The following is a 26,265-nucleotide window of genomic DNA, read 5'->3' on the forward strand; positions in this document are numbered from 1 at the left end:
CGCGGGGCGCTCAGGCGGTGGCCACGGTGGTGAGGGCGTGCACCAGGCAGCGGCGGGCCAGCTCCACCTTGAAGCCGTTCTCGCTCTGCGGGCGGGCGTCGCGCAGCGCCGCGGTCGCGGCCGCGGCGAAGCTGGCCGGCGTGGCGGGCTGGCCGAGCAGGGACTGCTCGGCTTCGGGCGCGCGCCAGGGGCGCGTGCCGACCCCGCCAAGCGCGACGCGGGCGTGATGGATGCGCCCGCCGTCCACGCCCAGCACCACCGCGGCCGAGGCCAGCGCGAACTCGTACGAGGCGCGGTCGCGCAGCTTGAGATAGTGCGAGCGCGTGCCGGCCTTCGGCGGCGGCAGCAGCACGTGGGTGATCAGGTCGCCCGGCTGCATCACCGTCTCGCGGTCGGGCGTGTCGCCCGGCAGCAGGAAGAAATCCGCGATCGGCACGACGCGCTCGCCGTGCGCGCCGTGGATCGCGATGCGTGCCTCCAGCGCGGCCAGCGCCACGTTCTGGTCGCTGGGGTTGGTGGCGATGCAGTGTTCGCTGGCGCCCAGGATCGCCAGCGTGCGGTTGGCGCCGCCGATCGCCGGGCAGCCGCTGCCGGGCTGGCGCTTGTTGCAGGGCATGTGCTCGTCGCGGAAGTACATGCAGCGCGTGCGCTGCAGCAGGTTGCCGCCGGTGGTGGCCATGTTGCGCAGCTGCGCCGAGGCGCCGGCCAGCAGCGCCTGCGACAGCACCGCGTAGTCGCGCTGCACCTCGGCGTGGTTGGCCACGTCGCTGTTGCGCGCCAGCGCGCCGATCTTCAGGCCACCGTCGGGCGTGCGCTCGATGCGGTCCAGCGGCAGGTGGTTGATGTCCACCACCTGCTGCGGCGTTTCCACGTGCAGCTTCATCAGGTCGAGCAGGGTGGTGCCGCCGGCGACGAAGCGTACGCTGGCGCCCTGCTGGGCGGTGGGGGAACGGGCGCCGGCGTCGATCGCCTGGCGGGCGTCGGTGGCGCGGAGGAAGGTGAAGGCCTGCATGGTGTCCCCCTCAGCCCTTGCGGACCTGCCGGATCGCGGCGTGGATGTTCGGATAGGCGCCGCAGCGGCAGATGTTGCCGGCCATCGCCTCCTTCATGGCCGCGTCGTCCGGGCCCCAGGGTTCGTCCAGCATCGCCACCGCCGACATGATCTGGCCGGAGGTGCAGTAGCCGCACTGGTAGCCGTCGTGCTCGAGGAAGGCCTGCTGCATCGGGTGCAGCCGCCCGGGCGCGCCGAGGCCCTCGATGGTGGTGACCTGGTCACCCTCGTGCATCGCCAGCAGGCTGAGGCAGGCGTTCACCCGGCGGCCGTTGACGTGCACCGTGCAGGCGCCGCACTGGCCGTGGTCGCAGCCCTTCTTGGTGCCGGTGAGCGCGAAGTGCTCGCGCAGGGCGTCGAGCAGGGTGGTGCGCGGATCGACGGTGAGCGTGCGCGGCTGGCCGTTGACGGTGAGCTTCACCGTGACCGTGCCGTCGCCCTCCTTGCCCGGCGCGTCCGGCGGCAGGTGCGCCATCGCGGTCGCTGCCAGGGCGTGGCCGCCGAGGCCGAGGGTGGAGGCGGCGCCGGTGACGCCGACCATCTGCAGGAAGCCGCGGCGGCTGATCGATACGGCGGGAGCGGGAGCATCGCCCGCGGGCGGCTGGGGCGGATTGCGCTGGGACATGCGGTCTTACCTCCGGAAAGCGGCAGACGCCGGCAGGATGGCAGCGGCGCCAGGCGACAACGGGCGACGAAGCAACCCGTGAACGGTACACCCGGCGCGGCTCTCCGGCAGCACGAATTTGCGTCGCGTGTCCGACACGCAAGCTTGATCGGCATCAAGCCCGGGGCATCGCGGCGGACGCAGAGTGTCCTGTGGCGCGGTCGCGCCACCGTTCTGCTGCGCTTACCCGGAGGTACACACCATGAGCACCCTCACACACTGGAACCCCTTCAAGAGCTCGCCGCGCATCGATCCGCTGGCCGGTTTCCCGCTTGGCGGCATCGACGACGTGTTCCGCTCGATGGCCAATCGCCCGTTCTGGCGCGACGTGGACATGGTCCCCGACATGCGCCTGGACGTGATCGAAAAGGACGACGCCTACGTGGTCAAGGCCGACATCCCGGGCGTCGACAAGAATGACATCGAGATCTCGGTGGATGGTGGCCAGGTCACCATCAGCGCGGAGTCCCGGCACAGCAGCGAGAAAAAGGAAAACGAACACACCCTCGTCAACGAGCGCTACGTCGGGCGGGTCTATCGCTCCTTCGGCCTGCCGGCCGAGGTGGACAGCGACAAGGCGGATGCGCGTTACCAGGGAGGCGTTCTCACGCTCACCCTGCCGAAGAAGAGCAACAGCAGCAGCCACCGCGTCATGGTGAGCTGAGGCTCGGGACGGACGCATCGCCTTCTGCGATGCGTCCGCCGTCGACGCTGGTCAGACGCTCAGTTCCCGCAGTACGCGTTCGCGGACATCGAGCTCCTCCAGCGCGGTGAAGTCGTTGTGCAACTCGCCGCTGACGCGCTCGCGCAGCGCCTTGTCCAGCACGCCGTGCAGGGTGCCGAGGAAGCGCGGCGGGGCAACCAGCACCAGTTGTTCGCAGCGGCGTTCCGTGCAGCCGCGTTCCAGTTCGTCGCGCAGCATGCGCGCGAAGCGCTCGCTGCTCTTGTCGCGCAGGCTGGTGTGCGGTTCGATCGCATGCCGCGCCGAGCCGACGCTCTCCATGGTGCGTGGCGCACGCTCGGTGGTGGCATCGCGGCCCGGAGCCCTTCCATCCGGATTGGCAAGGCACGACACCACCGTCCACGGGCCGCCACGCCGGTCGGACTCGAACACCCTCGCGCGGGCGGCATCCGCCACCAGAATCCAGGTCGATGCCATGTTGCCTCCCGCCCTTCGGGCCAATGAGATGGGGTGTCCCGATGCTAGGTGCGGGGTCGGCCGCGCCACTTGACCTGCATCAATGGCCAGGCGCGCGCCGGCCTTCATCGTGCATCGGGTCGCTCGTGGTGCTTCACCTCGCCGCGGCGCACGCGCAGGAAGTCCTGCAGTTGGCGCCGCAGCGCGGCAAAGGTGTCGCGCACCGCCACGTGGACGTCGGCATGGGTGTCGTTGCCGGTCTCGCGTCTGGCCTCGAACTGGGCGCCGGGCAGGCTCACCTGGGCCTGCACGCGATAGTGGTGTCCGCTGCGGTGGCGCGCCTCGGCGTGGCGCACCGTGATCCGGCAGTCGGTCAGCGTGGGAGCGAAGTGTTCCAGTTGCAGCGCGTGGCGCGATATGTCTTCGTACAGCGCCTTGGACGGCCGCATGTCGAGGAAGCTCACTTCGATCAGGAAACTCATGACGGGGACTCCACGTCGTCGGGTCGCCCCACCATGCTGGGGCCGCGCGCGGCGCGCGGTTTGATCCAGATCAGCCTCTTGCCACGAGCGGCGGGTGGCGATGCCGGTGGCCCGGGTTCCCCCGCGCGGGCCTTTGATGCCGGTCGACGCCGGGCCATCCGGGCCACGTCGGTGACGCCGCGCTAGTGCCGGAGATAGAGCGGCAGATGGCTGCGCGACAGCACCACCCGTGTGGTGGCACCGAAACTGCAGCCGCCAGGACGCCGGCATCCGCTGGCGCCGAGCACCAGCAGGTCGGCCCGTTCGTCGGCGGCGATGGCCAGCAGTTGTTCGCCGGTATCCTCATCGGCTTCGGTCACGGTCTGGAGGCGGGTGACGTTCACGCCGTGCGCCCGCAGGTGCGCGGCCGGGTCGAACAGCGGGGGGGCGGACCGCCGCTCCGGCGGCGGCTGCAGCAGGGCGACCGTGGTCGCGGCGACCAGCAACGGCAGGGCGCCATGCAGGGCGCGATTCGACGCGGGGCTGCCGTCCCAGGCCACCACGGCGCGAGCCACGCGACCGGGCGAGAAGCCGGCAGAGGGAACCAGGATGCAGGCCACACCGGACAGCAGGGTCTCCAGCACCGGGCGCTCTTCGATGGAACAGGGCGGCACGTTGCCCTGCAGGATCACCACGTCGCTCCATTGGCCCGCCAGCACCAGCGCATCCGCCGCCGGCCCCTGAGCGACCTGCCAGCGCGCTTCGCGCACGCCGAGCGTCGCCGCCCAGGTGGCGAAGGCCGGTCCGGCGAGCATCGCCTGCTGGAGTTCGTCCTGAGCGTAGGCAAGCACCTCCTGCATCAGTTGCGGCGGGCCGGACAGGGACGGGCTCGGCGCGGCGACGTACAGGCCGGTCAGCCCGGCGTGGGTGTCCGCGGCGAGTTGGGCGGCGTAACGCACGGCGGCTGGCCAATGCCGGAAGTCCGGGCTGTGGACGACGATGTCGCGCACCTGATGCCCCTCGCAAAGCCGGCTGCGCAGAGCGCCGGATGACCGCCAGCATGCATCTGCCGCTGCCGCCGGGCTTGATCCAGATCATGCCCCGGGATGGGGAGGCCAACCGATCGCAACCTTGATCTGGGTCACCAAGACCACTGCCGACATGCTCCAGCGTGCTCCCCTGGTGCCATCGACGAACGGCACGGGCAAATGGAGGGCTCGCGATGTACGACATCCTCGTCAACACCATCAACTTCGAGACGTGGTCCCGCGACGCGCAGTACGGCACCCGGCTGGCCGCCCTGGTGAACGGCTCGGTCACCGGGCTGTACGCCTATCCGCCGCCGCTCTACGCCGCGCCCGAGTTCGGCACGCCCGAGGTGATCGAGACCGTGGTCGGGATGTCGCGGATACTGGAAGCGAGCGCGCTCGGCGCCGGAGCCGCATTCGTCGACTGGGCGAAAAGCCTCGGCGTGGAGCAGGCTACCTGGGTGGTGGCGCAGGGCGATCTGCGCGACGTGCTCTCGCGGATCGCCTGCTGGCATGACCTGCTCGTCGTGGAGCGGGACGAGGACCGGACCTGGTCCACCCCCGAAGACCTGGCCGGCCTGATCCTCTCGGTCGGGGTGCCGTGCATCGTGGTGCCACCGCGGCCGGTCGGCGAGGTATCGCTGGCCCGCATCGCGATTGCCTGGAACGGCGCCCCCGAGGCGATCCGCGCGGTGCACTCGGCGCTGCCGCTGCTGAAGCGGGCGGAAGACGTGCTGCTGTTGCGCGGCGCTCCCAGGGAGCCCCTTCGCGACATCGCCTGGAAGCCGCCCTTCGACATCGATGCCTATCTCAACCGACACGGGGTCCAGCCACGCTCGCTGGAGCTGAAGACCACCGGCCGGGAGGTCGGCGAGGCGCTGCTGGAGCATGCGGGCCGGTTCGATGCGGACCTGCTGGTGATGGGCGCGTTCGGGCGAAGCCGTTTCAGCGAGCGGGTGCTCGGCGGCGCTACCCGGCACGTGCTGTGGAAGGCGTCGTTGCCCGTGCTGTTCCATCACTGAGGACACGCCATGCGCGCCATGACGCTTGAAGCGGCGGGACGGCCGCTGGTGCTTCGCCATCACGAGGATCCCGTGCCGGGTCCCGGCGAGGTACGCATCCACGTGGAGGCCTGCGGCGTTTGCCGCACCGACCTGCACCTGATCGACGGCGAGTTGCCGGGGCTGGCCCCGCCGGTGGTGCCGGGGCACGAGGTGGTCGGGTGGGTCGAGTGCGTGGGAGCGGGCGTCGAGGCGCTGGTTCCGGGCCAGCGCGTGGGCGTGCCCTGGCTGGGGGCGACCTGCGGCACATGCGACTACTGCCGCGGTGGGCGCGAGAATCTCTGCGACGCGCCGGAGTTCACCGGCTATACCCGGCCCGGGGGCTTCGCCAGTCACCTGGTCGCCCGTGCCGACTTCTGCATCCCACTGGGCGAGGTCGACCCGGTCGCCTGCGCGCCGCTGCTGTGTGCGGGCCTGATCGGCTGGCGCGCGCTGGACCGGACCAACGAGGCCGGCACGATCGGCATCTACGGTTTTGGCGCGGCGGCGCACCTGATGACCCAGATCGCGCGCCACCAGGGGCGTCGCGTGCTGGCGTTCACCCGGCCGGGAGACCAAGCGGCACAGGATTTCGCCCGTGCGCACGGCGTTGCCTGGGCCGGAGATTCCAACGCGGCGACGCCCGAGCTGCTCGACGCGGCGATCATCTTCGCGCCCAGCGGCGAGCTTGTGCCCCAGGCCCTGCGCGCGGTGCGCAAGGGCGGACGCGTGGTCTGCGGCGGGATCCACATGTCCGACATTCCGTCGATGCCCTATCAGTGGCTGTGGGGAGAGCGGGAACTGGTGTCAGTGGCCAACCTGGCCCGGTCGGACGCGCGGGCGTTCTTCGACCAGGCAAGACGCGCCTGCGTGCGCGCCACCACCCGGCGCTATCGACTGGAGCGGGCGAACGAGGCGCTGGACGACCTGCGCCACGGCCGCTTCCAGGGCTCTGCCGTGCTGGTGCCATGAACCGGTCCCGGGGCGTCGCCGGCAGCTAGTGCACCTTGCCTTCGAGCGCCTTGGCCACGGCCTCGGCGAGCTGGCCCTGCCGGTACGGCTTGCGCAGGAGCTGGATGCCGTCGCGCTGCGCCGCCGCGGCACCCGCGGAAGCCTGCTCGTACCCGGACGTCAGCAATACGGCCAGGCCCGGTCGCATCATCCGTGCCTCGCGCACCAGCTCGAATCCGGTGTGTCCGTCGCCGAGGGCCACGTCCGAGAACATCAGCCGGATCGCCGGGTCGTCATGCAGCCGCGCCAGCGCCTGCGAGGCGCTGATGGCTTCGACCGGTTCATAGCCGAGCGCACGGAGCAGCCCCATGGCCACCCGGCGCACGTCCGGCTCGTCCTCCACCACCAGCACCTTCGGTGGATCCCGGCGCACTCCGGCGTCAGGGGCCGTGTCTGGCTCGTCCTCTTCCTGCGGCGGCATCGGTGACGTCGGCAGCAGCAGTTCGACCCGGGTTCCCTGGCCGGGCATGCTCTCGATCCTCACCCTGCCACCCGATTGCCTGACGAAGCCGTAGACCATGCTCAGGCCGAGGCCGGTGCCCTTGCCGGCGGTCTTGGTGGTGAAGAAGGGATCCATCGCGCGCTTGAGCACGTCCCGCGACATGCCGGTGCCGGTATCCGCCACGGTAAACGCGACATAGCTGCCCGGCGGCAGCCCGTCCGGCCCCTCGGGGGGAGTCGGGCGGGCTCGCGCGGTGATCCTCAGCGCGCCTCCGTCCGGCATCGCATCGCGGGCGTTGAGCGCAAGGTTCACCAGCGCGGTCTCCAGCTCGCTGGCGTCGGCGAGCACCGCCGGTACGTCGGCCGCGCAGTCCATGCTCAGCCGGACGCGCTCGCCCAGGGTGTGGACGAGCATCTCGCCCAGTTCGGCGAGCACGCGTTGCGGGCGCAGCGCACGCGGGGACAGCGCCCGCTGGCGCGAGAACCCCAGCAGCTTGCGGGTAAGCGCGGCGCCGTGATCGACCGCGCGCAACGCACTTTCGATCAACGGATGCGCGCCCGGGTCGCCGGCCCGCTCCGCATCCAGCATCTGCAGATTCCCCGAGATGATGGTGAGCATGTTGTTGAAGTCGTGCGCGATGCCGCCGCTGAGCTGGCCAAGGGCATCGAGCTGATGGGCGTGGGCCAGTTGCTGGTCGCTCCGGCTGCGCTGGATGGCCGACGCCAGCAGGTGCGCGGACAAGCGCAGGAAGTTCGACTTGTCGTTGTCGCAGTCATCGGATGCGAGGGACATGGCGAGCAGGGCACCGGTGGGCTTGAACCGGTCGAGCAGCGGAACGATCGCCATGTCGGCGAAACCATGGGCATCCAGGGTCGAGCGCAACGCCGGCAGGTCGTGCGCCGGGCTGCGCGAGAGCGTCCAGATGCCGCTCGACCGGAAGTCGGCGAGACGCTCGGCCAACCGGTCGCTGGCGAAGGCCTCGGGCAGTGCATCCGCCAGTCGCGGAGGCACCCCGTGGGAGGCACGTATCGGCAAGGCCTCGCCGTCCGGCAGGCCGACGGCGACCGCCACTGCCTCCACGCCCAGTGCTTCGGCGATCAGTGCGGGCACGGCGGTACGCGCCGACTCGTCCTGGCTCGATTCCAGCAGCAGCCGGCCCAGCTGGGCCAGGTAGCTGTCGTAGCGGGCGTGCTGCAGGGCCTGTCGCACCCGCTGGGTTTCGGAGATGTCGCGGATCGAGGCGGCGAACAGCTCGCGGCCGATCGGGCTCAGCGCGACCTCCACCGGAAAGGTTTCCCCGTTGCGGCGCAACCCGGTCAGCTCGTAGCCCGCGCCCATCGGGCGGACACGGGGATGGCTCATGTAGCGCTCGCGATGCCGGGCATGCGCGGCGCGCACGCCCTCCGGCAGCAGCGCCTCGATGGCCAGGCCGGGCAGGCCGTCGGGCACATAGCCGAACAGGCGGTGGGCCTGCGGGTTGGCCAGCACGATGTCGCCGCTGCGGTCGACCACCACCATGGCGTCCGGCACCGTGTCGAAAAGCGTCCGCAACAGGTATTCGTTTCCGGCGATGCTGACGCTGGCCATGGCGTTACTCCCGTTGCACGGTGTCGCTGAACATGTAACCGGCGCCACGCACCGACTTGATCAGCGTGGGCACGGCCGGGTCGGGCTCGATCTTGCGCCGCAGGCGGCCGACCTGCACATCCACCGCACGGTCGAAGGGACCGGAGTCCCGGCCGTAGAGCTGGTTCATCAGCTCGTCCCGGGACAGCACCCGGTTCGGATGGGTGACGAACACCTGCAGCAGCTCGTATTCGCCGTTGGTGAGTGCGACCGGCTGGCCGGCATCGGTCGTCAGCGTCCGGCTGTGGGATTCCAGGCGGTAGCCGGCGAAGCGATAGGTGGGCGGGTGCGCTTCGTTCTCCCGCCGGCGCTCGCCGACGCGGCGCAGCACGCTGCGGATGCGCGCCAGCAGCTCGCGCAGCTCGAACGGTTTGGTGACGTAATCGTCGGCGCCGAGTTCGAGCCCGACGATGCGGTCGACCGAATCCCCGCGCCCGGTGACGATGATCACCGGTCCGTGCCAGTGCTCATGCAGATGCCGGGTGAGGTCGAGACCGTCCTCGCCGGGCAGGCCGAGGTCGAGCAGGATCAGGTCCACCACGCTCTCGGCGAGCAAGGCGAGCATCTCCCGGCCGGAGCCGACGACACTCACCGCGAAGCCCTGGGCGGCGAGATAACGCTTGAGCAGCAGAGCGATCTCGCTGTCGTCATCGACCACCAGCACATGCGTCTGCTGGCCGGGCGTCCCGCACTTGTCGGCTTCCGTCGACGTCACGATGGCCTCCGTATGCTGCCTTGCGGCCAGATTCACCCCCGAGCGGCGAGGCTTGCGCCCGGGTATCCCGGTTGCGGCAGGTTACTCGCATGACCGCTCCGGTGCGCTGCAAAGCCAGGGCGGCACCTGCCCGGCTGTTACACGCTGTTACACAAGGTTACCTCTTTGTAGCCGTCGCACGTGCCGAGCAGTGCAGGATCAAGGCTACCGCCCTGACTGGAGCCATCCGATGTCCGCGACGATCGCCTCCTTGTCCACTGCACGCAAGCTGGCCGACGACACCCTGCATCGCAGCGCCTTCGGGCGGGAGCTTCTCAAAGTGGCCGCCCGCTTCACATTGCACGTGCACCGGCTGCAGAAGGGCGGCTATCTCGCCTGTGCCGGCGCGCCCTTCCGTTCGTTGTTCCTGCTCACCAGCGGTTCGGCCAAGGCGACCTGCCCGGGCGCCGACGGGCGCGAGCAGATCACCCGCTTCTACATGGCCGAAGACCTGCTGGGGCTGGATGCGCTCGATGCCGGGGTTCACCCCACCTCGATCCGCATGCTCGAGTACAGCGTGGCGCTGGAAATCCCGCTGCCGCAGCTGGAGCAGGCCGGCATCGATATCCGCGGCATCTATGGTGCGCTGATCCGCAAGCTGTCGCACGAGGTGGAGTACGAACAGCAGACCCTGTTGCTGCTGGGCTCGGCAAAAGCGGAGGAGCGCCTGGCGACGTTCCTGCTGGAGCTCGGTCGGCGCCATGCCGAGCGCGGCTGCTCGGCCAGCGAGTATGTGCTGCGCATGACCCGCGAGGACATCGCGAGCTACCTGGGGCTGAAGCTGGAGACGGTCAGCCGCGGGCTGAGCCGCCTCAACCGGATCGGAGCGGTCGATGTGCAGGGGCGCAGCATCCGCATCCGCGACCCGCGACAGCTCGAGCAGTCGGCGGTCTGGGGCAGGGAGGCGACGCGCTCCGTCCGAAACGACCTGCCGCAGGCGGCGGCCTGAGCCTCGGGCTGCCCCGCGGGCCGGGGCCTTTGCGGGCTGTTGCCCCGACCTTGCAGCACCACAACCCCGCTTGATGAAAACCGGAGACCAGCCATGGCACATGTGCACGCCGAATACCTGAAGGGCGACCTGAACGCGATCGCCAGCGATGTCGAGCAGCTGATGAAGGACGTGGCGGCCGCGACCGGGGAGAGTGCCGAGGACGTCCACACCCGCCTGCGCGGGATCCGCGAGCGGGTTTCCCGACTCGAACGCGATGCCGGCGACCGTGTGCGCCGGACCGTCGACCGCGGCAACCGGTACGTGCACGAGCAGCCCTGGATCGTTCTCGGCGGCGTGGCGGCTGCGGCCTTCCTGATCGGCCTGCTCGGCAGCCGCGCGCGCGACTGAGCCCGTCCGCGCGACTCAACGCAAAGCCGCCACGACATCCTCGTCCTCGACCTGGTCGAAGCGCAGGTAGAACGCCCCCACACCGTCGAAGTGCTGCGGGACGTGCAGGCAGACCACGTCGTCGGCGAAGCTGCGGACCCGCGCAAGCGCATCGGCGGAAGCTACCGGCACCGCGCAGACCAGCCTCGCCGGTGCCTGCCGCCGCACGGCAGCGAGCGCGGCGACCATGGTTTCCCCGGTGGCCAGGCCGTCGTCAACGACGATCACCACGCGCCCGGCCGGATCGATGGGAGCGCGTTCCCGGCTGTACCGGCGGCGCTGTTCCCTGATGCGTTGCAGCTGTCGTCCGCGCTCGCACTCGAGATAGTTGCCGTCGGCACCGGCGAGCGAGGCGTATTCGGCCACGTGCATGGTCCCCGACTCGTCGACCGCGCCGATGGCGAGCTCCGGATTGCCCGGTGCACCGAGCTTGCGCACCAGCACCACGTCCAGATCCGCGTGCAGGGCGTCGGCAATGACGCGGCCCATCGGCGCGGCGCCGCGCGGTATCGCGAGCACCAGCGCATCGGCATCGCGGTAGACGGCGAGCCGCTCGGCCAGCCGTCGGGCGGCCTCGATCCGGTCGAAGAATGGCAGGCCCCGCATGCCTTCAGTGGCCCGGAGCGGGCAGGTCTGCCCCGAGCTTGGCGACGAACCGCTGCAGGGTATCCCGGTGCCGTACCGGCGGAAGGTGTTGCGCATCCACCACCAGGGTGGCTTCCGGGATCTTGCCGCAGAGCCTGCCGAGATCGTCGAATGCCTGCTCGGCGCCGCGTCCGCCTTCGGTGCAGAAGAAAGCAACCCGTGGGGCGCGGTCGGCCAGCTGCCTGGCATAGCTGCGCAGCGGCGAGGCCATGCGACCGGCCCACACCGGGCCGCCCATCGCGAGCAGGTCATAGACGGCCGGATCGTGGCGCGGCGTTCCGATCGGCGGTTCGCGGCGAAGGACCGCATCGAACAGGGCGCGCAGCACACCGCGCAGGCCGCGGCGCGGATGCGGCTCGCGGATTTCCTCCACGTCGGCCTGCAGCGCCGAGCGCAGTTCCTCGGCGATGTCGCGGGTGTGACCGGTCATCGAGTAGTAGGCGAGCAGGATGCGTGGCTTCATGGCGGCGGCTCAGACCCGGACTTCCATCTCGCGCACCTGCTCGCGGGCCAGCGCCTGGCTGAGCATGCGCAGATGCGTGGACAGCGCGCCGTAGAGATCGTCGGCCGAGACCATGCCGACCAGCCCGCCCTTGTCGTTGACGACCGGCAGCCGTCGCACGCTGCGCGCGAGCATGGTGGTGATGATGTCGAACAGGTCCTCGCTCTCGGTGCAGGTGGCGACGTTGCGGTTCATCACATCCTCGACCATGAGGTTTTCGGGCTGGATGCCCGCCGCCACGACCGCGATGGCGATGTCGCGGTCGGTGATGATGCCGGCCGGCACGCGTTCGCCATTCGGCTGGTCGGTGATCACCAGGGCGCCGACGTGGTGGCTGCGCATGCTCTGCGCCGCCTCGCGGATGGATGCCTTCCGTTCGATGTAGACGACGTGGCGGGTGCAGATTTCAGCGGCATGCATGGCACGACCCCATGGTGAGGAGTGACTCGCGATACAGCCTGCGCGCCGGCGCGGTCGTCACCTTGACGGCAATCAAGGAATGGCGCCGCAAGGCATGCGGCAGCGGCCGGGTGCCTGCGCCATGCGGGCAGCCGAGGGGCGCCGCCTCGTGCCGGCCGGCATGTTTGATCGTGATCAAGGTCCCTCTGCGCCCGTCACCTACGGTGGGCCGACATCCCTGTGCCGGAGGAGCCACCCATGGCCACGAAGAAGTCCAGGTCCGCAAGGACGCAGCTCGCCAAGGTGATCGAAGTCAACGCCGCTTCCGACAAGGGCATCGAGGAGGCCGTACGCTTCGGCCTGGGCCGCGTGGCCAAGACCATCGGGGACATCCGCGGTGCATGGATCAGCGACATCAAGGTCTGCACCACGCCCGACGGCAAGATCACCGAATGGCGCGTGGACATGCGCGTGAGCTTCATCGTCGACCAGGGCTGACGCCCCCCGGCGTCATGGTGGTGACGCGCATCGAGGGTCGAGCCGCCGCCGGGGCCTTGCCGGCGGCGCGAAAGTTACGCGCGCCCCGGTGAGGCGTGCGCTTCGACGTCCGCACAGGCAACGCCTGCGCGCCGGTGCGTGTCGTCGATACCCATCGCCATGGCCGCGTCCGCGAACCGCCCCTCGCACCCGGACACCGAACCTGGCTAATCCATGCTTTCGGCGTCGACCAGCACCGCCGGCACCGCATGGCGGGGGGCGCTGAAGTAATACACGGCCGCGGTGACCACCAGGCCGGCGAGCCAGGAAAGGTCGATGCCGCCGAGCACGCGCGCTGCCGGCCCGACGTAGAAATCGGCGGCGATGAAGGGCACCTGCACGACAATGCCGAGCGCGTAGGAGCCGAGCGCGGCCACGTTGTAGCGGCCGTAGATGCCACCGTCGGCGGCGAAGAACGACGGCACGTGGTATTCGCCGAATCGCACCCAGTAGTAGTCGACCAGGTTCACTGCCGTCCACGGCACCATCAGATAGAGCAGCAGCTCGGTGAAACGGCTGTAGAGCGGCAGGAAGCTCGCGGCGCCGACGGTGCCGAGCGCGACGGCGGCGAGGAAGATGGCGGTCGCGATCGGTGCCCGCGTGCGCCAGTTCGCGTGCCAGGCGGGGGCGAAGGTCTGGGCCAGGGTGATCACCGCGAGCGTGCCGCCGTAGATGCAGATCGCACCGGCAACGGCCACGCCCGGCGTGAACAGCATGACGATCGGCGTGCTGGCCTTTCCGGTCAGCGCCGAGATCGCGGCGACGACGTCGCCGCCCACGACCGCCGGCCCGATCAGGGCGCCGAAGATCATCGGCAGCACCGCGCCCAGGGTGGTGCCCCAGTACGAGGCCCAGAACGCCTGCCGCGGGCCGGTGTCGGGAGGCAGGTAGCGCGAATAATCGGAGACGTACGGGGCGTAGCCCAGCTGCCAGAACACGCCGATCGACATCATGCCGAGGAAGCCGACGACGGAGAACGAGCCGTGCGTGAGGTATTCGTGCGGCATCCGCCCCACGACCGCGAGGGCGACGTAGCAAAGCACGACCGCCATGCCGGAGATCCAGGCGATCGCGCGCGTGGCGGCATGGATCAGGTCGTGCCCGTAGATCGCCATCGCCAGGCTCACCAGGCCGACCACGACGATGCCTTCGCGCACGCCGATCGTGGGCACGATCGCGTGCAGCGACTGGCCGCCGGTGACCAGCGCGGTCGCGCCGTAACCGACGTACATGAAGATCACCAGCGCCACTACGGCCGCCGCCCCGCGTGCGCCGAACTGGCCGCGGCTCTGCACCATCTGCGGCACGCCCAGACGCGGCCCCTGCGCGGCATGCAGCGCCATGAACAAGGTGCCGATCAGGTTGCCGAGCACGATCGCCAGGGTGCCGGCGAGGAACGATTGCCCGAATACGGTCGTCGCCAGCGCACCGGTGACGATCGTCAGCACATTCAGGTTCGCGCCGAACCACAACGAGAACAATTGCCGCGCCTTGCCATGTCGCTCATCGAGCGGAATCGGAAAGATCGTGTGTTGTTCGATGCGACGTCGAGGCGTGCTTGTGCGGGTTTGCATGGGCGTGCAAGTATTTTTCGGTTTGCGGTGTCGTGCGAAGAGAACACAAACACACACCAGCCACAACTAATTGTTTTTGTTCGCAATGCGAACGCACAGCAGGCCCCGGTGATGAGCACGGATTACCCTGATTTTGGACTGGATGCGGCGCAGCGCCGCGACGCCGTGTTTACCCATCGATACGAGTATCCGGGGATGGATGGCGCCCGCGGCGAGCTGTGGTGCTACAGCGATGCATTGGCCTATGCGCCGGGCTCGCTCGTGCGGTTGATGATCAGCTCGAGCGTGGAGCGCGCGGAGCTCGAGATCGCCCGTGACGGTGCGGAACTGCGTGTCGTCCTGCAGCAATCGCTGGCGGGTCTGCGCTGGCAGCCGACGCCGGAGGACTGCTCGGTCGTGGGCTGCGGCTGGGAAAGCGCGTTCGAGTTCCGCATCGGCGAGGACTGGCCGTCCGGCGCCTACCGCGTCAGCCTGGTCGCCGCGGGCAACGATGGCGCGCCAATCCGCTCGCATCACCTGTTCATCGTCAAACCGCGTCCCGGCCCCAAGCCGCGCCGGGTCCTGCAGGTCGCCGCCACCGGCACCTGGACGGCGTACAACACCTGGGGCGGCTCGAACCACTACCGGGGCCTGACCGGACCGAATCGCGACCAGTACTCGCCGACCGTCAGCATCGAGCGACCGTGGTGCCGCGGCTTCGTCGTGCTGCCTGCGGACGCACCGCGGGTGCCGCTCGAATGCTCGCCACCGCCCGGCGCGCCCTTGCGCTATCCGCACATGGAGTGGGCCTACGCGACCGGCCATTCGACCAAATACGCGTCGGCCGGCTGGGCGAGCTACGACTCGCACTTCATGCGCTGGGCCGAACGCGCCGGCTACGCCGTGGATCTGGTCAGCCAGCACGAACTTCACTACGAGCCCGGGTTGCTGCACGACTACGACTGCGTCGTGATGGTCGGCCACGACGAGTACTGGAGCTGGGAAATGCGCGACGCGATCGACGCCTACGTGGATCGCGGCGGACATGTGGCGCGGTTCGCCGGCAACTTCATGTGGCAGACGCGGCTGGAGGAGGGCGGCAGGCGCCAGGTCTGCTACAAGTACCGCGCACGCGCCGAGGACCCGGTCTATCGCGAGCGCGACAACTCGCGCACGACCGGCTCCTGGGAGGCGCCGGAGACCGGCCGGCCGGGCGCGGCCACGTTCGGTCTCAACGCCATCGACGGCCTGTATGCCGGCTGGGGTGGGTGCGCCGCACGCGGCGTGCGCGGTTTTCCCGTCTACCGGCCCGGGCACTGGGCCTTCCGTGGCACGGACCTCTCCTATGGCGACCTGCTTGGAGCCGAGGGTCACGCATTCGGCTACGAAGTGGACGGTCTGCCCTACGTGATCCGCGATGGCCTGCCTGAGGCCCTGCCCACGGGCGGTGCGCCGGAGGGTCTCTCGATCCTGGCGCTCGGGATGTCCTCGCTGATCGAGGAACCCCGCTCGCAAGCCGACATCGACGACCGCTTCATCGGCGACGAGGAGGCGACCTACGTCGCCGGGTTGCGCTTCGGTGATGCGAGCGCGGCATCGGTCGATCGCGTCAAGCGCGGTTGCGGCATGATCGTGCACTTCACGCGCGGCGCCGGAGAAGTGTTCCACGCCGGGAGCTGCGAGTGGGTTGCGGCGCTGCTGCGCAACGATGCGATGGTCGCCCGGGTGACCTCGAACGTGCTCGACCGCTACCTCGCAGGCAGCTAGATTCCGCGCGGAGGTCGCGAAGGACACCTAGACGCGGCAGGACTTCGGAAAAAAAAGCCCCGCAGCGAGCTGCGGGGCCTGGCTTCCAGCGGAGGCGGCGCTTACTTCTTCTTCGCCGCCTTCTTCGCCGGAGCCTTCCTGACGGCCTTCTTGGCCGCTTTCCTGGCCGGCGCGGCCTTCGGCGCGGCACCGGCAATGAGCAGGCTTTCCGCCGTGACGCCCTTCTTCTTCAGGGCCTCGGAGAACCACACCGGACGCTTGCCGCGGCCCGACCAGGTCTGCGCGGCGTTGTCCGGGTTGCGATATTTCGGTGCGACGACGGCCTTGGCGCCCTTGCCGCCGCGCCGGGGGTAGACCTCGTCGATGCTCAGGCCGGCGCTCTTGAGAAGCGCGTCAATCTTGGTGCGGACCTCCTGGGCCTTGTTCTTGCGGGCAGATTCCATCTGCGCCTCGGCGTTCTTGATGAGCGCCTGGAGTTCAGCGGGGGAGAGCGAGTCGAGATTGATAGCCATGTTTTTCCTCGGGAGTCGAGCCAGCAAATCATTCTTCCGCGATCAGGCGATGCCTCGTCCGCCCGCGATCGCCTGTTACGGGATTGCCTGCGCGGACTGCGCCGCGCAGGCAACCGGACGGCTTAGAGTGCCGCGTCCTTGAGCTTCTTGAGCGGCCGCACCTTCACCTTCACGGAGGCCGGCTTGGCGGCGAACACCTGTTCCTCGCCGGTGAAGGGGTTCTTGCCCTTGCGCTTCGGCTTGGCCGGAACCTTCACCGCGTTGATCTTGAACAGGCCGGGGAGGGTGAAGTTGCCTGCACCCTTCTTGTGCACCGCGCCGAGCACCGTGTGCTCGAGGGCGGCGAGCACGGCCTTGACGTGCTTCGCCTCGACGCTGGCCTGCTCGGCCAGGTGCGCGATCAGCGCCGACTTGCTCATCGCGTCCTTGATCGGCTTGATGGTGGGAGCCGCCTTCGGGGCGGCCTTGGCTTTGGTGGTCTTCTTGGCAGTGGTCTTGGTGGCCATGATCTTCGGTCTCATGCAATGCACCGCCCCTCATGGAGCGATGGCCGTTTGGCCCGCCAAATCTACGTGGTTACGGCGTTTCAGGCCACTTTCGGTGACAACGAGCCGTCGAGGCGACCGGAAATGGCGGCGATGTCATCGAAGACGAACCGCCCTTCAACCCGCACGTTGACCGCCCGGGCGCTCTTGCCCCACACCAGGGAATACGCGATCAGCGGCACCCGCAAAAAGGCGGCCTGCCACGTATCGGCGCCGCGGCAGCACGCCACGCTGCAAGGACGCCGACATCGCTCTGGATCCCGCCCTGGCCGCGCGTCGCGACACTTTCAACCCCGCCGCGTCGCCGCTGGCCGCGCCGTCGGCCGGCATGCCCAGGGGCACGCACGGGTCGCGCCGGTGCACCGCATGCTGGCGGAAAGCATCGATCCGGCGCATGAGCAGCGGCGCTGCCCGAAAGCCTGCCGCGCCGATGCTGGCATTCTTCCGGTATGCGCAAGAGTGTCTGCCGGGCGTCGGCTATTCGTTTGGCAACGCATGAAGCGTAGCGTTACCGGCGAATCGGTCCGGGCGCACCGCCCGGTCATCACGCAGGAGTACGTTACGTGGCAGAGGCGAATCCCTACACCCTGGGTGTCGACCACGTCGGCCTCACCGTGAGCGACATCGAGCGCTCCCGCCGCTTTTTCGTCGAGTGCCTGGGTTGGACGGTGGTGGGCGGAAATCCCGCGTACCCGGCCGTCTTCGTATCGGACGGCACCACGCGGTTGACGTTGTGGCAGGCCGACCCCGGCCACGCCGCGTTCGACCGGCGCCGCAACGTCGGCCTGCATCACCTGGCCCTGAAGATCGCGGACCTCGACATCCTTTCGGATCTCCACGCGCGGGTGTCGGCCTGGCCGGATGTCGTGGTCGAGTTTGCCCCCGAGCCGGTAGGCAAGGGGCCAAGGGTGCACTGCATGATCCGCGAGCCCGGTGGCGCGCGCATCGAGCTGGTCTGCACGCCGTCGGGATGAAAGCCCATGCCGGGATCCCGGCGGCGGCTTGCAGGAGGCGCACCGGATCGCCCGGCTACCCTGGAGATAGGTCATGTTGAAAGCTTCGGATCTGTTCGTCGCCGCGCTCGAGAACGAGGGCGTGGAGCGCATCTTCGGCATCCCCGGAGAGGAAAACCTCGACCTGGTCGAGTCCATTCGCAAGTCGTCGATCCAGCTGGTGCTGACCCGGCACGAACAGGCGGCGGCCTTCATGGCGGCGACCTACGGCCGGCTCACCGGCAAGCCCGGGGTGTGCATCACCACGCTCGGGCCCGGTGCGCTGAACCTGGCGACGGGGGCCGGATACGCGCTCCTCGGCGCGATGCCGATGATCATGATCACCGGCCAGAAGGCGATCCGCTCATCACGGCAGGCGCGGTTCCAGATCGTCGACGTGATCGCCACGATGCGGCCGCTGACCAAGCTGTCGCGCCAGATCGTCTCGCCCACCATGATTCCGGCGATGGTGCGCGAGGCGTTCCGCGTCGCCGCGGAGGAACGGCCCGGGCCGGTGCTGCTGGAACTGCCCGAGGACATCGCCGCGGAGTCCTGCGAAGAGACCGCGCTGATCCCGGCGCATCCGATCGAGCTGCCCGTGGCGAGCGCCGAATCCATCGAGCGCGCCGCGCAGCTGATCATGCAGGCGCAGGCCCCGCTGCTGATGCTGGGCGCGGCGGCGTCGCGTCCGCGCTCCTCGTCCGATCTGGCAACGTTCGTCCTGCGCACCGGCATCCCGTACTTCACCACGCAGATGGGCAAGGGCACGGTGCCGGGCGGCACCGCGCTGTACATGGGCACCGCGGCGCTTTCCGAACGCGACTACGTGCACGAGGCGATCGAGCGGGCGGACCTGATCGTCACCATCGGTCACGACACGGTCGAGAAGCCGCCGTTCCTGATGGGCGCCAAGGGGCCGCAGGTGGTGCACATCGGCTACGAGCCCGCGCATGTCGAGCAGGTCTACTTCCCCCAGGCCGAGGTGGTCGGCGACCTGGGACCGTCGCTGCGGCAACTTGCCGATCGCGTCGAAGGACACATCCCGCACGCCCGGGCACTGCTGCCGCTGCGCGAGGGGATCCTGAGCCGGGTCGCCGCGCGCGCCACCGAGGACCGCTTCACGCCGCAGCGGCTGGTGCACGACGTGCGCGAGGTGATGCCGGCCGATGGCATCCTCGCCCTCGACAACGGCATGTACAAGATCTGGTTCGCGCGCAACTACCGCACGCAGGTCGCCAACACGCTCCTGCTCGACAACGCACTGGCCACCATGGGCGCGGGCCTGCCCTCAGCCATCATGGCCGCGATGCTGTATCCCGGGCGCCGGGTGATGGCCGTGTGCGGCGACGGCGGCTTCATGATGAACAGCCAGGAGCTGGAGACCGCCGTCCGGCTCAAGCTCAACCTGGTGGTGCTGGTCATCGAGGACCGTGCCTTCGGCATGATCCGCTGGAAGCAGGCGGTCGATGCGTTCCCCGATTACGGCATGACCTTCGACAACCCGGACTTCGTGACCTATGCGAAGGCTTACGGTGCGACCGGCACCCGGGTGGAGACGGTCGGCGCATTGCGCTCCACGCTGGAAAAGGCGTTCACCGATGGCGGCGTGCAGCTCGTGGTGGTGCCCATCGACTACTCGGAAAACAAGCGCGTGCTGGTCGACGAGCTGCAGCAGCGCCTGCCCATCCAGAAGGAGGACTGATCATGACCCGTCCACTGCAGGTCGTGCAGGCATTCGACCGTACCCTCATTGCCGAGCTGCCCGTCGACGATGCCGCCGCCCTCGAGGCCAAGCTCGCCTCGGCCAGCCGCATGCTGGCCGACCGCGACGCGTGGCTGAAGCCCCATCAACGCAGCGCCGTCCTCCTGCGTGCGGCGACCCTGCTGGAAACGCGGCAGGACCACTTCACCCGGCTGATCGCCCGCGAAGGCGGCAAGCCGTGGCCGGATGCGGCGGTGGAAGTGATCCGGGCCGTCGACGGATTGCGCAACGCGGCCGAGGCGATCCGGACCTTCGCCGGTCGCGAGATCCCGATGGGCCTGACGCCGGCCAGCGAAGGGCGCTGGGCCTTCACCACCAAGGAACCGATCGGGGTGGTCGCGGCCATCTCCGCGTTCAATCACCCACTGAACCTCATCGTCCACCAGGTGGCACCGGCGATCGCCGTCGGCTCGCCGGTCATCGTCAAGCCGGCGGCCGTCACTCCCCTGTCGTGTCTCGGCCTGGTCGACCTGCTGCGCGAGGCCGGGCTGGACGAGGCGTGGTGCCAGACCTTCATCACCGACGACAACGCGCTGGCCGAGCGTCTGGCCACCGATCCGCGGGTGGCCTTCCTCAGCTTCATCGGTTCGGCCAAGGTCGGCTGGTACCTGCGCAGCAAGCTGCCTGCCGGGACGCGCTGCGCGCTCGAGCATGGCGGCGCCGCGCCGGTCATCGTCGATCGCAGCGCGCCGCTCGATACGATCATCGAGCCGATCGTGAAGGGCGGTTACTACCACGCCGGCCAAGTCTGCGTGTCCACCCAGCGCATCTTCGTGCATGCGGATATCGCGGACGGCTTCATCGAGCGGCTGGCCGCCCGTGTCCAGGCGCTGCGGGTGGGCGACCCGTTGCTCGAGCACACCGAGATGGGTCCGCTGATCGCCCCGCGCGAAGCGGATCGCGTGCTGTCGTGGACGGAGGAAGCGGTGGCCGCCGGCGCGACGATCGTCGGTGGCGGGCGCCTCTCCGAAACCACGCTCGCTCCCGCCGTGCTGCTCGACCCACCGACCGAGGCGAAGGTGTCGCAGCTGGAGATATTCGGCCCGGTCACCTGCGTCTACCGCTACCGCGATCTCGATCAGGCGATCGATGCCGCCAACGCGCTGCCGTTCGCCTTCCAGGCCAGCGTGTTCTCCTCCGACATCGCTCCGGCGCTGCGCGCCGCCCGGCGCCTGGATGCGTCCACGGTGCTGGTCAACGACCACACGGCGTTCCGCACCGACTGGATGCCGTTCGCCGGTCGCCGGCAATCGGGCTACGGCGTGGGCGGCATCCCGTATTCGATGGAAGACATGTCCCAGGACAAGATGGTCGTCCTGCGCCACGGAGATTGATGGCCGACCCTGTGGGCCGGAGGAGTCGACGCAGGGCGCCGCTTCCCGGGCGTCCCTCGTCGCGCGCCGGCGCTGCATGCGCACTCCGGAGCCGCCTTGAATTCCGCCCGGAGCCTGGTGACCGATGCGACCAACCACGGCCGCATCGGTCACCGGATCAACCGGCCTTGGGAACGAATCCCGGTACGCCGGTATCCACCACGGCATTGAGCCGCACGCTCGTCGCGATGGCGCGGCGCATCTCCTGCATCGCGTCTTCCGGCAGGGGCGAGATCGCGAAGTTTTCCCGGATGTGTTCGGGGTTGGTCGAGGTGGTGAGGAAGGCACCGCCGCGCTGCACGGCCCAGGCCAGGGCCACCTGCGCCGGCGTGATGCCGACGCGCTGCGCGATGGCCGTGATCACCGGGTCCTCGGTGATCCGCGGTTCCATGCCATGCCCCAGCGGGGCGAACGCCAGCAGCACGATGCCGTGGGCCTGGCAGAACTCCAGCAGTTCCCACTCGGGCAGGTAGGGATGGCACTCCACCTGCACCACGGCAGGCATGATCCGGGCCACCGCGACGATCTCCTTCAGCCGCTCCAGGCGGATGTCGGAAAGACCGATGAAGCGACACTTGCCCTCGTCGACCAGCCGCTCCATCGCCCGCCAGGTCTCCACCAGTGTCACCTCCGGGTCGTACGCGGGCTGGCCGTTTTCGTCGGTCGGATACTGCTCGTCGCCGGGCTGGAAGGCGTAGGGCGTGTGGACGAGGTAGCCATCCACGTAATCGAGCTGCAGGCGCTTCAGGCTCGCCTCAAGCGCGGGGCCCACCCGCTCCGGACGATGGTTGTTGTTCCACAGCTTGGTGGTGACCACCAGATCCTCGCGCTTCAGCGTGCCGGCCTCGAAGGCCTCGCGCATCGCCTGGCCGACGACGTCCTCGTTGCGATAGAGCTCGGCGCAGTCGAGGTGGCGAAAGCCGGTCTCCAGCGCTACCCGGATCGCCTTTCGGGCCGCGACGGGGTCGCGGATCAGGGTGCCGAATCCGACCGCGGGCAGCGTTCCGGCGCCGTGGGCCAGCGGGAGGGTGGTTTCGTAAAGATGTTCTGCAGGTTGCATGTCGGTTCTCCAGGTCATCGTGCGTTGTCGTTGGCTGTCTCGCGCGCAAGGAGCGCTCCGCGCGAGTGGCCGCCCAGGGCGACCGACAGCTGCGCCGTATCGAGATACTGCGCGGTCCGCGCACGGACCTGTCCGATCCGTGCGCGCTGGTAGGCCCGCTGGGCATCGAGCACCTGCAGCAGACCGGTCTCGCCCGCCCGGTAGCCCGCCTGGCTCATCCGCAGGCCGGTTCCGGCGGCGTCCAATGCGCGCTGCTGCGCCGAATATTCCTCGTTGTCGTGATGGATCGCCTGCAGCAGGTCGGCCACCTGGCCCAGCGAGCGGATCACCGTCTGCCGGTAGATCGCGAAGCTGGCCTGGTAGGCGTCGACGGCGCCGCGACGATTCGCCCGGAGGGCGCCGCCGTGGACGAGCGGTGCGGTCAACGCCCCGGCGACACCCCAGAGCGTGGCTGCACCCGGTCCGGCCCGGCTCAGCGATGCGGAGAGCTGCAGGTGCGGATAGAGGTCCGCCGTGGCGACGCCGATTGCCGCGCTCGCCGCGTGGAGTTCGGCCTCGGCCTCGAGGATGTCCGGGCGTCGACGCGCGAGTTCGGAGGGCAGGGTGAGGGGAAGGTCGGCCGGCAGCACGAAATCGGACAGTGCGAAGTCCGGCGGCGTCCAGTCGTCGGGACCTTTCCCCGCAAGCACGGACAGCGCGTGCCGCGCCGTATCCCGTTGCTGCGCCAGTGGCGGCAGCAGGGTTTCATCCTGCGCGAGCTGGCTTCGGGCCAGCGCGACGTCCACTTGGGTCGCGCTGCCGTAGCGCTCGGCGGAGCGGACCAGCTCGAGGTTCCTGCGGTCGTCGGCCAGCAGCTCGTCGAGCGCATCCATCTGCGCCCGCGCCGAAGCAAGCAGGATCGCCTGGCGGGCGACATCGCCGGTCACGGTCAGGTAGGCGGCATCGAATCGATGGCGCTGCAGTTCGGCCAGCGCCGCCTGCGCCTCGATCCGCCGCCGGTTGCCGCCGAAGAGGTCGAAATCGAAGCTGACCTGCGGGCCGATCGCGTACCGGGTGGCGGTGCTTCCGCGTCCGGTGTGCTGGCGTCCGTCCTGGGCGGCCACATCCACCTGGGGCCACAACGCACCGCCGGCCGCGGCGACGGCTTCGTTCGCCTGGGCGATGGTCGCATCGGCGGCGTCGAGGTCCAGGTTGCCGGCGACCGCCTGGCGCATGACCTGGTCCAGCTTCGGCGAGCCGAACACCGTCCACCAGTCGTCCGTGGGCGCGCGATCCGCGCCGATGCGCTGCGCGCTGCCCGGCACGCCCGGCGCGGTGAGCGCCCGCTCGGCCTGCCGGTCGTAGTGGCGCGAAGCGGGTGCGGCCGGCCGCGAGAAGTCGGGGCCGACCATGCAGGCCGACAGCAGCAGGGCCGGGGCGGCGAACAGCGCCGTCCGGGCGACGCGCCGGAGAAGGGTTGATCCAGACAGTTTCATGTGCGGCTCCGGCCTGTCAGAGGCGTTGGCGGGGTTTGCGGAGGAACAGCACGAGCGGGCTGGCTGCGAGCATGACCAGCATCAGCAGCTTGAACTGGCCGATTACCGCGATCAGTGCCGCCTGGCCGGTGACCATCTCGTTGATCGCGCCGAGTGCCGGCCCCGCGAGCGTGCCGGTCGTCTGCGCGGCGACGCCGTAGGGGCGCAGATGCCGGGCCAGCGCCAGGTGCACGCTCTGCGTGTTGTTGTAGAAGTAGATCTGCACGATCGCGACGCCGATCGTGCTGCCGTACAGCCGCGACAGGTTGAACAGCACCGTGCCCTCGGCGCGGAACTTGGGGTCCAGCGTGCCGAAGGCTTCCCGGGTGAGCGCGGGCATCATCATGCCCAGGCCCGCGCCCTGGAGCGCACCGGCGACCATCACCGGCATGCCATCCATCAGCGGCGAGTAACCGAGCATGCGCCAGTTGGCGTAGATCACCAGCGCCATGCCGAAGGCCAGCAGCAGCCGGTTGTCGATCACCCGCGGCGCACGCCAGGTCAGGATCAGCGCGCCGATCAGCGCGGCGCCGCGCGGAATCGTGAGGTAGCCCGCCGTGTCGGCCGGGTAGCCGAGCAGTTCCTCCAGCATCGGCGAGGTCAGCGCCAGCGTCGGCAGCAGCACGAAGCCGAAGGCGAAGAAGATGATCGTGCTGAGCCCGAAATTGCGGTCCCGGAACAGCGCCTTGTGCAGGAAGTGCTCGTGCCGCGTCAGGGCGTGCACGATGTACAGCCAGAAGCCCAGCGCCGAGACGACGGCGTCCACCCGGATCTCGGTCGAGGCGAACCATTCCAGGCGCTCGCCGCGATCGAGCAGCATCTGCAGCCCCGCCACGCCCATGGTGAAGGTCGCCAGGCCGAAGAAATCGAAGGGCGGCCCCTTGGCGAATTTCTTCTCCGGCAGGCACAGCGCCATCGCCGGCCCGATGAACGCGACCATCGGCAGGCTGAACCAGAACAGCGCATGCCAGCCGTAGTACTCGCTGAGCCAGCCGCCGATGCCCGGCCCGCTGAGGATGCCGAGCAGCGAGGTCACGCTCCACACCATGCCGATCCGCCCGTGCCGCAACGGCGGCAGCTCGTCGAACAGGATCGCCATCGACAGCGGCGCGAGCGTGCCGCCCGCGGCGCCCTGGAAGATGCGCGCGGCGACGAACTGCAGCGGTGTTGTCGCCAGGGTGTCGAGCAGCAGCCCCACGCCGAACAGGGCGATGGAGGTCTGGAAAACCGTCTTGCGCCCGAAGCGCGCGGCCAGCCAGTGCATCAGCGGCATGACGATGGCGCTGGCCGCGATGTAGGACGTGAACACCCAGCCGATCTCGTCGTCGGTCATCGACAGGCTGCCCTGGATATGCAGCACCGCGGCATTCGGCAGCGAGATGTTGACCGCCTGCATGTAGGTGGCGAGCAGGGCGGCCGCCACGATGGCGCGATGGCTACCCGGGGCGCTGGCCGGGGCAGGGAACGCGTTCACCGGCGTGCGTCCCCGGCGGTATCCACCCGCGCGGTCACGCTGATGCCGGAGTAGAGCGGCCATTGCGCATCGGGGGCGTCGAGCTCGAGGCGCACCGGCAGGCGCTGCACCACCTTCACCCAGTTGCCGGTGGCGTTCTCCGGCGGAAGCACCGAGAGGTCCGACCCGGTACCCGGACTCATGCTGACCACGTGCGCATGGAAGGGATGCCCCGGATAGGCGTCCACCTCCACGGTCGCCGGCTGGCCGGGGCGCATCCGGGTCAGTCCGGTCTCGCGGAAATTCGCCTCGATCCAGACGTCGCGGCTGGACATCATCGAAAAGACCGGTGCCCCGCCGTGGACGAAGTCGCCCACCTGGAGGTCATCGACATGGGTCACGATGCCGTCATCGGGCGCGACGACGTTCGTGTAGGAGAGCTCCAGCCGTGCGCGGTCCAGCGCGGCCCGGGCTTCGCGCACCGCCGGGTGGCTGTCGGTATCGATGTCCGGATCGCCATCGAGGCTGGCGACGGTTCGCGCCACTTCCTGCTGCACCGACGCGAGGTGCTGCCGGGCGACCTTGAAGTCCGTCTCGGCCCGCTCATAGGCGGCGCGCGAGGCGAAGTTGGATGCGAGCAGGCCTTTCTTGCGCGCGAATTCCCGCCGGTCGAAATCGGCCGCATCGCGTGCGGAGAGGGAATCGGCAAGCTGCTGCCGATAGGTCGCCTTCAGCGCCCGGATCTGCAGCCGCGCACTGGCCAGCCGCGCCTGCGCCTGGGCCACGGCGATCCGGTACGGCTGCGGATCGACGCGGAACAGAAGCTGGCCTTTCCTGACCCGCTGGTTGTCCTTCACCCGGATCTCCACCACCTGGCCGGATACCCGGGCATTGATCGAATCCCGCGCCGCGCGGACGAACGCATCGTCCGTGGAGACGTAGCGCCTGCCGGCGATGAGCCAGACCGCGCCGCCCAGGATCAACGCCAGCGGCAGCGCGAGCATCAACGGCCAGCGCAGTCGTTCCCCTGTCGTTCGGGGCGTCGCTGCGTGCCCATG

Annotated in this window: 29 protein-coding genes; 10 read left to right on the top strand and 19 right to left on the bottom strand. The window is 69.4% G+C overall.

Translation table 11 applies throughout. From position 1 onward, the window contains the following. Positions 1–10: 10 nt before the first annotated feature. Together C693_RS0120415 and C693_RS0120420 are read right to left on the bottom strand one after the other, a co-directional pair. A complete protein-coding gene (locus C693_RS0120415) occupies positions 11–1,012 on the bottom strand; it encodes an FAD binding domain-containing protein (protein ID WP_017464139.1) in 1,002 nt (333 codons plus the stop codon). 10 nt (positions 1,013–1,022) lie between these two features. Then, complete coding sequence (locus C693_RS0120420; RefSeq protein ID WP_017464140.1) at positions 1,023–1,676, bottom strand: 2Fe-2S iron-sulfur cluster-binding protein; 654 nt, start codon at positions 1,674–1,676, stop codon at positions 1,023–1,025. Positions 1,677–1,917: 241 nt separating this feature from the next. Between C693_RS0120420 and C693_RS0120425 the strand changes: the two genes are divergently transcribed. After that, positions 1,918–2,379, top strand: a complete 462-nt coding sequence (locus tag C693_RS0120425; protein ID WP_017464141.1) for an Hsp20/alpha crystallin family protein — start codon at positions 1,918–1,920, stop codon at positions 2,377–2,379. Positions 2,380–2,430: 51 nt separating this feature from the next. Here the strand turns inward: C693_RS0120425 and C693_RS0120430 are convergent, their stop codons facing one another. The 3 genes from C693_RS0120430 to C693_RS0120440 all read right to left on the bottom strand — a co-directional run bounded on the left by C693_RS0120430 (position 2,431) and on the right by C693_RS0120440 (position 4,324). Next, entirely contained in the window at positions 2,431–2,874 is a 444-nt protein-coding gene (locus tag C693_RS0120430) for a host attachment protein (protein WP_017464142.1), read from the bottom strand. 104 nt (positions 2,875–2,978) lie between these two features. Next, entirely contained in the window at positions 2,979–3,335 is a 357-nt protein-coding gene (locus C693_RS23935) for an HPF/RaiA family ribosome-associated protein (protein ID WP_017464143.1), read from the bottom strand. A 182-nt stretch (positions 3,336–3,517) separates the two neighbouring features. Then, complete coding sequence (locus tag C693_RS0120440) at positions 3,518–4,324, bottom strand: universal stress protein (RefSeq protein ID WP_017464144.1); 807 nt, start codon at positions 4,322–4,324, stop codon at positions 3,518–3,520. Between the two features lie 212 nt (positions 4,325–4,536). On the opposite strand from C693_RS0120440, the gene C693_RS0120445 reads away from it, so the two are divergent. Next, positions 4,537–5,364, top strand: coding sequence for a universal stress protein (locus C693_RS0120445; RefSeq protein ID WP_017464145.1), 828 nt, complete (start codon positions 4,537–4,539; stop codon positions 5,362–5,364). A gap of 9 nt (positions 5,365–5,373) precedes the next feature. Then, positions 5,374–6,354, top strand: a complete 981-nt coding sequence (locus C693_RS0120450; RefSeq protein ID WP_017464146.1) for a zinc-dependent alcohol dehydrogenase family protein — start codon at positions 5,374–5,376, stop codon at positions 6,352–6,354. Between the two features lie 25 nt (positions 6,355–6,379). Here the strand turns inward: C693_RS0120450 and C693_RS22820 are convergent, their stop codons facing one another. Both C693_RS22820 and C693_RS0120460 read right to left on the bottom strand, forming a co-directional pair. Further along, entirely contained in the window at positions 6,380–8,422 is a 2,043-nt protein-coding gene (locus tag C693_RS22820; protein WP_017464147.1) for a PAS domain S-box protein, read from the bottom strand. A gap of 4 nt (positions 8,423–8,426) precedes the next feature. Next, positions 8,427–9,176, bottom strand: coding sequence for a response regulator (locus tag C693_RS0120460; protein WP_017464148.1), 750 nt, complete (start codon positions 9,174–9,176; stop codon positions 8,427–8,429). A gap of 229 nt (positions 9,177–9,405) precedes the next feature. Between C693_RS0120460 and C693_RS22375 the strand changes: the two genes are divergently transcribed. Beyond that, positions 9,406–10,164, top strand: a complete 759-nt coding sequence (locus tag C693_RS22375) for a helix-turn-helix domain-containing protein (protein ID WP_017464149.1) — start codon at positions 9,406–9,408, stop codon at positions 10,162–10,164. 93 nt (positions 10,165–10,257) lie between these two features. Then, positions 10,258–10,554, top strand: coding sequence for a DUF883 family protein (locus tag C693_RS0120470; protein WP_017464150.1), 297 nt, complete (start codon positions 10,258–10,260; stop codon positions 10,552–10,554). Positions 10,555–10,569: 15 nt separating this feature from the next. On the opposite strand, the gene C693_RS0120475 is transcribed toward C693_RS0120470, so the two are convergent. Genes C693_RS0120475 through C693_RS24085 form a run of 4 tightly spaced genes read right to left on the bottom strand, consistent with a single transcriptional unit; the run spans position 10,570 to position 12,338 of the window. After that, positions 10,570–11,199, bottom strand: a complete 630-nt coding sequence (locus C693_RS0120475) for a phosphoribosyltransferase (RefSeq protein WP_017464151.1) — start codon at positions 11,197–11,199, stop codon at positions 10,570–10,572. Between the two features lie 4 nt (positions 11,200–11,203). Next, entirely contained in the window at positions 11,204–11,701 is a 498-nt protein-coding gene (locus tag C693_RS22380; RefSeq protein ID WP_017464152.1) for a flavodoxin family protein, read from the bottom strand. A gap of 9 nt (positions 11,702–11,710) precedes the next feature. After that, positions 11,711–12,160, bottom strand: coding sequence for a CBS domain-containing protein (locus C693_RS0120485; protein WP_017464153.1), 450 nt, complete (start codon positions 12,158–12,160; stop codon positions 11,711–11,713). Beyond that, a complete protein-coding gene (locus tag C693_RS24085; RefSeq protein ID WP_198506916.1) occupies positions 12,147–12,338 on the bottom strand; it encodes a hypothetical protein in 192 nt (63 codons plus the stop codon). Before C693_RS24085 ends, C693_RS0120485 begins: the two co-directional genes overlap by 14 nt. 59 nt (positions 12,339–12,397) lie before the next feature. Here C693_RS24085 and C693_RS0120490 point away from each other — a divergent pair, with 59 nt between their 5' ends. Further along, complete coding sequence (locus C693_RS0120490) at positions 12,398–12,637, top strand: dodecin family protein (protein ID WP_017464154.1); 240 nt, start codon at positions 12,398–12,400, stop codon at positions 12,635–12,637. A gap of 206 nt (positions 12,638–12,843) precedes the next feature. Here the strand turns inward: C693_RS0120490 and C693_RS0120495 are convergent, their stop codons facing one another. Continuing rightward, positions 12,844–14,250 (bottom strand): purine-cytosine permease family protein, encoded by a 1,407-nt coding sequence (locus tag C693_RS0120495; RefSeq protein ID WP_026107595.1) that lies wholly within the window; start codon positions 14,248–14,250, stop codon positions 12,844–12,846. 111 nt (positions 14,251–14,361) lie between these two features. Here C693_RS0120495 and C693_RS0120500 point away from each other — a divergent pair, with 111 nt between their 5' ends. Then, positions 14,362–15,996 (top strand): N,N-dimethylformamidase beta subunit family domain-containing protein, encoded by a 1,635-nt coding sequence (locus C693_RS0120500; RefSeq protein WP_017464156.1) that lies wholly within the window; start codon positions 14,362–14,364, stop codon positions 15,994–15,996. 101 nt (positions 15,997–16,097) lie between these two features. Here the strand turns inward: C693_RS0120500 and C693_RS0120505 are convergent, their stop codons facing one another. The 3 genes from C693_RS0120505 to C693_RS0120515 all read right to left on the bottom strand — a co-directional run bounded on the left by C693_RS0120505 (position 16,098) and on the right by C693_RS0120515 (position 17,283). Next, a complete protein-coding gene (locus C693_RS0120505) occupies positions 16,098–16,508 on the bottom strand; it encodes an H-NS family nucleoid-associated regulatory protein (protein ID WP_017464157.1) in 411 nt (136 codons plus the stop codon). A gap of 122 nt (positions 16,509–16,630) precedes the next feature. Continuing rightward, on the bottom strand, positions 16,631–17,029 hold the full coding sequence (locus C693_RS0120510) for an HU family DNA-binding protein (RefSeq protein WP_198506917.1): 399 nt from the start codon (positions 17,027–17,029) through the stop codon (positions 16,631–16,633). A gap of 65 nt (positions 17,030–17,094) precedes the next feature. Further along, on the bottom strand, positions 17,095–17,283 hold the full coding sequence (locus C693_RS0120515; RefSeq protein WP_017464159.1) for a hypothetical protein: 189 nt from the start codon (positions 17,281–17,283) through the stop codon (positions 17,095–17,097). 333 nt (positions 17,284–17,616) lie between these two features. Here C693_RS0120515 and C693_RS0120520 point away from each other — a divergent pair, with 333 nt between their 5' ends. From C693_RS0120520 to C693_RS0120530, 3 genes are all read left to right on the top strand, one after another. Continuing rightward, complete coding sequence (locus C693_RS0120520) at positions 17,617–18,027, top strand: VOC family protein (protein WP_017464160.1); 411 nt, start codon at positions 17,617–17,619, stop codon at positions 18,025–18,027. 73 nt (positions 18,028–18,100) lie between these two features. Next, positions 18,101–19,747, top strand: a complete 1,647-nt coding sequence (locus tag C693_RS0120525; RefSeq protein ID WP_017464161.1) for an acetolactate synthase large subunit — start codon at positions 18,101–18,103, stop codon at positions 19,745–19,747. A gap of 2 nt (positions 19,748–19,749) precedes the next feature. Beyond that, positions 19,750–21,141, top strand: a complete 1,392-nt coding sequence (locus C693_RS0120530; protein WP_017464162.1) for an aldehyde dehydrogenase family protein — start codon at positions 19,750–19,752, stop codon at positions 21,139–21,141. Between the two features lie 157 nt (positions 21,142–21,298). On the opposite strand, the gene C693_RS0120535 is transcribed toward C693_RS0120530, so the two are convergent. Genes C693_RS0120535 through C693_RS0120550 form a run of 4 tightly spaced genes read right to left on the bottom strand, consistent with a single transcriptional unit; the run spans position 21,299 to position 26,211 of the window. After that, on the bottom strand, positions 21,299–22,240 hold the full coding sequence (locus C693_RS0120535; RefSeq protein WP_017464163.1) for an aldo/keto reductase: 942 nt from the start codon (positions 22,238–22,240) through the stop codon (positions 21,299–21,301). Between the two features lie 14 nt (positions 22,241–22,254). After that, positions 22,255–23,715 (bottom strand): efflux transporter outer membrane subunit, encoded by a 1,461-nt coding sequence (locus C693_RS0120540; RefSeq protein ID WP_017464164.1) that lies wholly within the window; start codon positions 23,713–23,715, stop codon positions 22,255–22,257. 16 nt (positions 23,716–23,731) lie between these two features. Continuing rightward, on the bottom strand, positions 23,732–25,228 hold the full coding sequence (locus tag C693_RS0120545) for a DHA2 family efflux MFS transporter permease subunit (RefSeq protein WP_017464165.1): 1,497 nt from the start codon (positions 25,226–25,228) through the stop codon (positions 23,732–23,734). After that, on the bottom strand, positions 25,225–26,211 hold the full coding sequence (locus C693_RS0120550; RefSeq protein ID WP_017464166.1) for an HlyD family secretion protein: 987 nt from the start codon (positions 26,209–26,211) through the stop codon (positions 25,225–25,227). The genes C693_RS0120545 and C693_RS0120550 overlap by 4 nt, the downstream gene beginning before the upstream one ends. Positions 26,212–26,265: the final 54 nt, after the last annotated feature.

The sequence above is a fragment of the Dyella ginsengisoli LA-4 genome (assembly GCF_000334915.1).
In the GTDB taxonomy this organism is placed as follows: Bacteria; Pseudomonadota; Gammaproteobacteria; order Xanthomonadales; family Rhodanobacteraceae; genus Dyella_A; species Dyella_A ginsengisoli_A.

Coding starts and splice junctions, on each gene's coding strand:
- C693_RS0120415 (WP_017464139.1), bottom strand. CDS start 1,012: ATGCAGGCCTTCACCTTCCTCCGCGCCACCGACGCCCGCCAGGCGATC.
- C693_RS0120420 (WP_017464140.1), bottom strand. CDS start 1,676: ATGTCCCAGCGCAATCCGCCCCAGCCGCCCGCGGGCGATGCTCCCGCT.
- C693_RS0120425 (WP_017464141.1), top strand. CDS start 1,918: ATGAGCACCCTCACACACTGGAACCCCTTCAAGAGCTCGCCGCGCATC.
- C693_RS0120430 (WP_017464142.1), bottom strand. CDS start 2,874: ATGGCATCGACCTGGATTCTGGTGGCGGATGCCGCCCGCGCGAGGGTG.
- C693_RS23935 (WP_017464143.1), bottom strand. CDS start 3,335: ATGAGTTTCCTGATCGAAGTGAGCTTCCTCGACATGCGGCCGTCCAAG.
- C693_RS0120445 (WP_017464145.1), top strand. CDS start 4,537: ATGTACGACATCCTCGTCAACACCATCAACTTCGAGACGTGGTCCCGC.
- C693_RS0120450 (WP_017464146.1), top strand. CDS start 5,374: ATGCGCGCCATGACGCTTGAAGCGGCGGGACGGCCGCTGGTGCTTCGC.
- C693_RS22820 (WP_017464147.1), bottom strand. CDS start 8,422: ATGGCCAGCGTCAGCATCGCCGGAAACGAATACCTGTTGCGGACGCTT.
- C693_RS22375 (WP_017464149.1), top strand. CDS start 9,406: ATGTCCGCGACGATCGCCTCCTTGTCCACTGCACGCAAGCTGGCCGAC.
- C693_RS0120470 (WP_017464150.1), top strand. CDS start 10,258: ATGGCACATGTGCACGCCGAATACCTGAAGGGCGACCTGAACGCGATC.
- C693_RS0120475 (WP_017464151.1), bottom strand. CDS start 11,199: ATGCGGGGCCTGCCATTCTTCGACCGGATCGAGGCCGCCCGACGGCTG.
- C693_RS22380 (WP_017464152.1), bottom strand. CDS start 11,701: ATGAAGCCACGCATCCTGCTCGCCTACTACTCGATGACCGGTCACACC.
- C693_RS0120485 (WP_017464153.1), bottom strand. CDS start 12,160: ATGCATGCCGCTGAAATCTGCACCCGCCACGTCGTCTACATCGAACGG.
- C693_RS0120490 (WP_017464154.1), top strand. CDS start 12,398: ATGGCCACGAAGAAGTCCAGGTCCGCAAGGACGCAGCTCGCCAAGGTG.
- C693_RS0120495 (WP_026107595.1), bottom strand. CDS start 14,250: ATGCAAACCCGCACAAGCACGCCTCGACGTCGCATCGAACAACACACG.
- C693_RS0120500 (WP_017464156.1), top strand. CDS start 14,362: ATGAGCACGGATTACCCTGATTTTGGACTGGATGCGGCGCAGCGCCGC.
- C693_RS0120505 (WP_017464157.1), bottom strand. CDS start 16,508: ATGGCTATCAATCTCGACTCGCTCTCCCCCGCTGAACTCCAGGCGCTC.
- C693_RS0120510 (WP_198506917.1), bottom strand. CDS start 17,029: ATGAGACCGAAGATCATGGCCACCAAGACCACTGCCAAGAAGACCACC.
- C693_RS0120525 (WP_017464161.1), top strand. CDS start 18,101: ATGTTGAAAGCTTCGGATCTGTTCGTCGCCGCGCTCGAGAACGAGGGC.
- C693_RS0120530 (WP_017464162.1), top strand. CDS start 19,750: ATGACCCGTCCACTGCAGGTCGTGCAGGCATTCGACCGTACCCTCATT.
- C693_RS0120535 (WP_017464163.1), bottom strand. CDS start 22,240: ATGCAACCTGCAGAACATCTTTACGAAACCACCCTCCCGCTGGCCCAC.
- C693_RS0120540 (WP_017464164.1), bottom strand. CDS start 23,715: ATGAAACTGTCTGGATCAACCCTTCTCCGGCGCGTCGCCCGGACGGCG.
- C693_RS0120550 (WP_017464166.1), bottom strand. CDS start 26,211: ATGCTCGCGCTGCCGCTGGCGTTGATCCTGGGCGGCGCGGTCTGGCTC.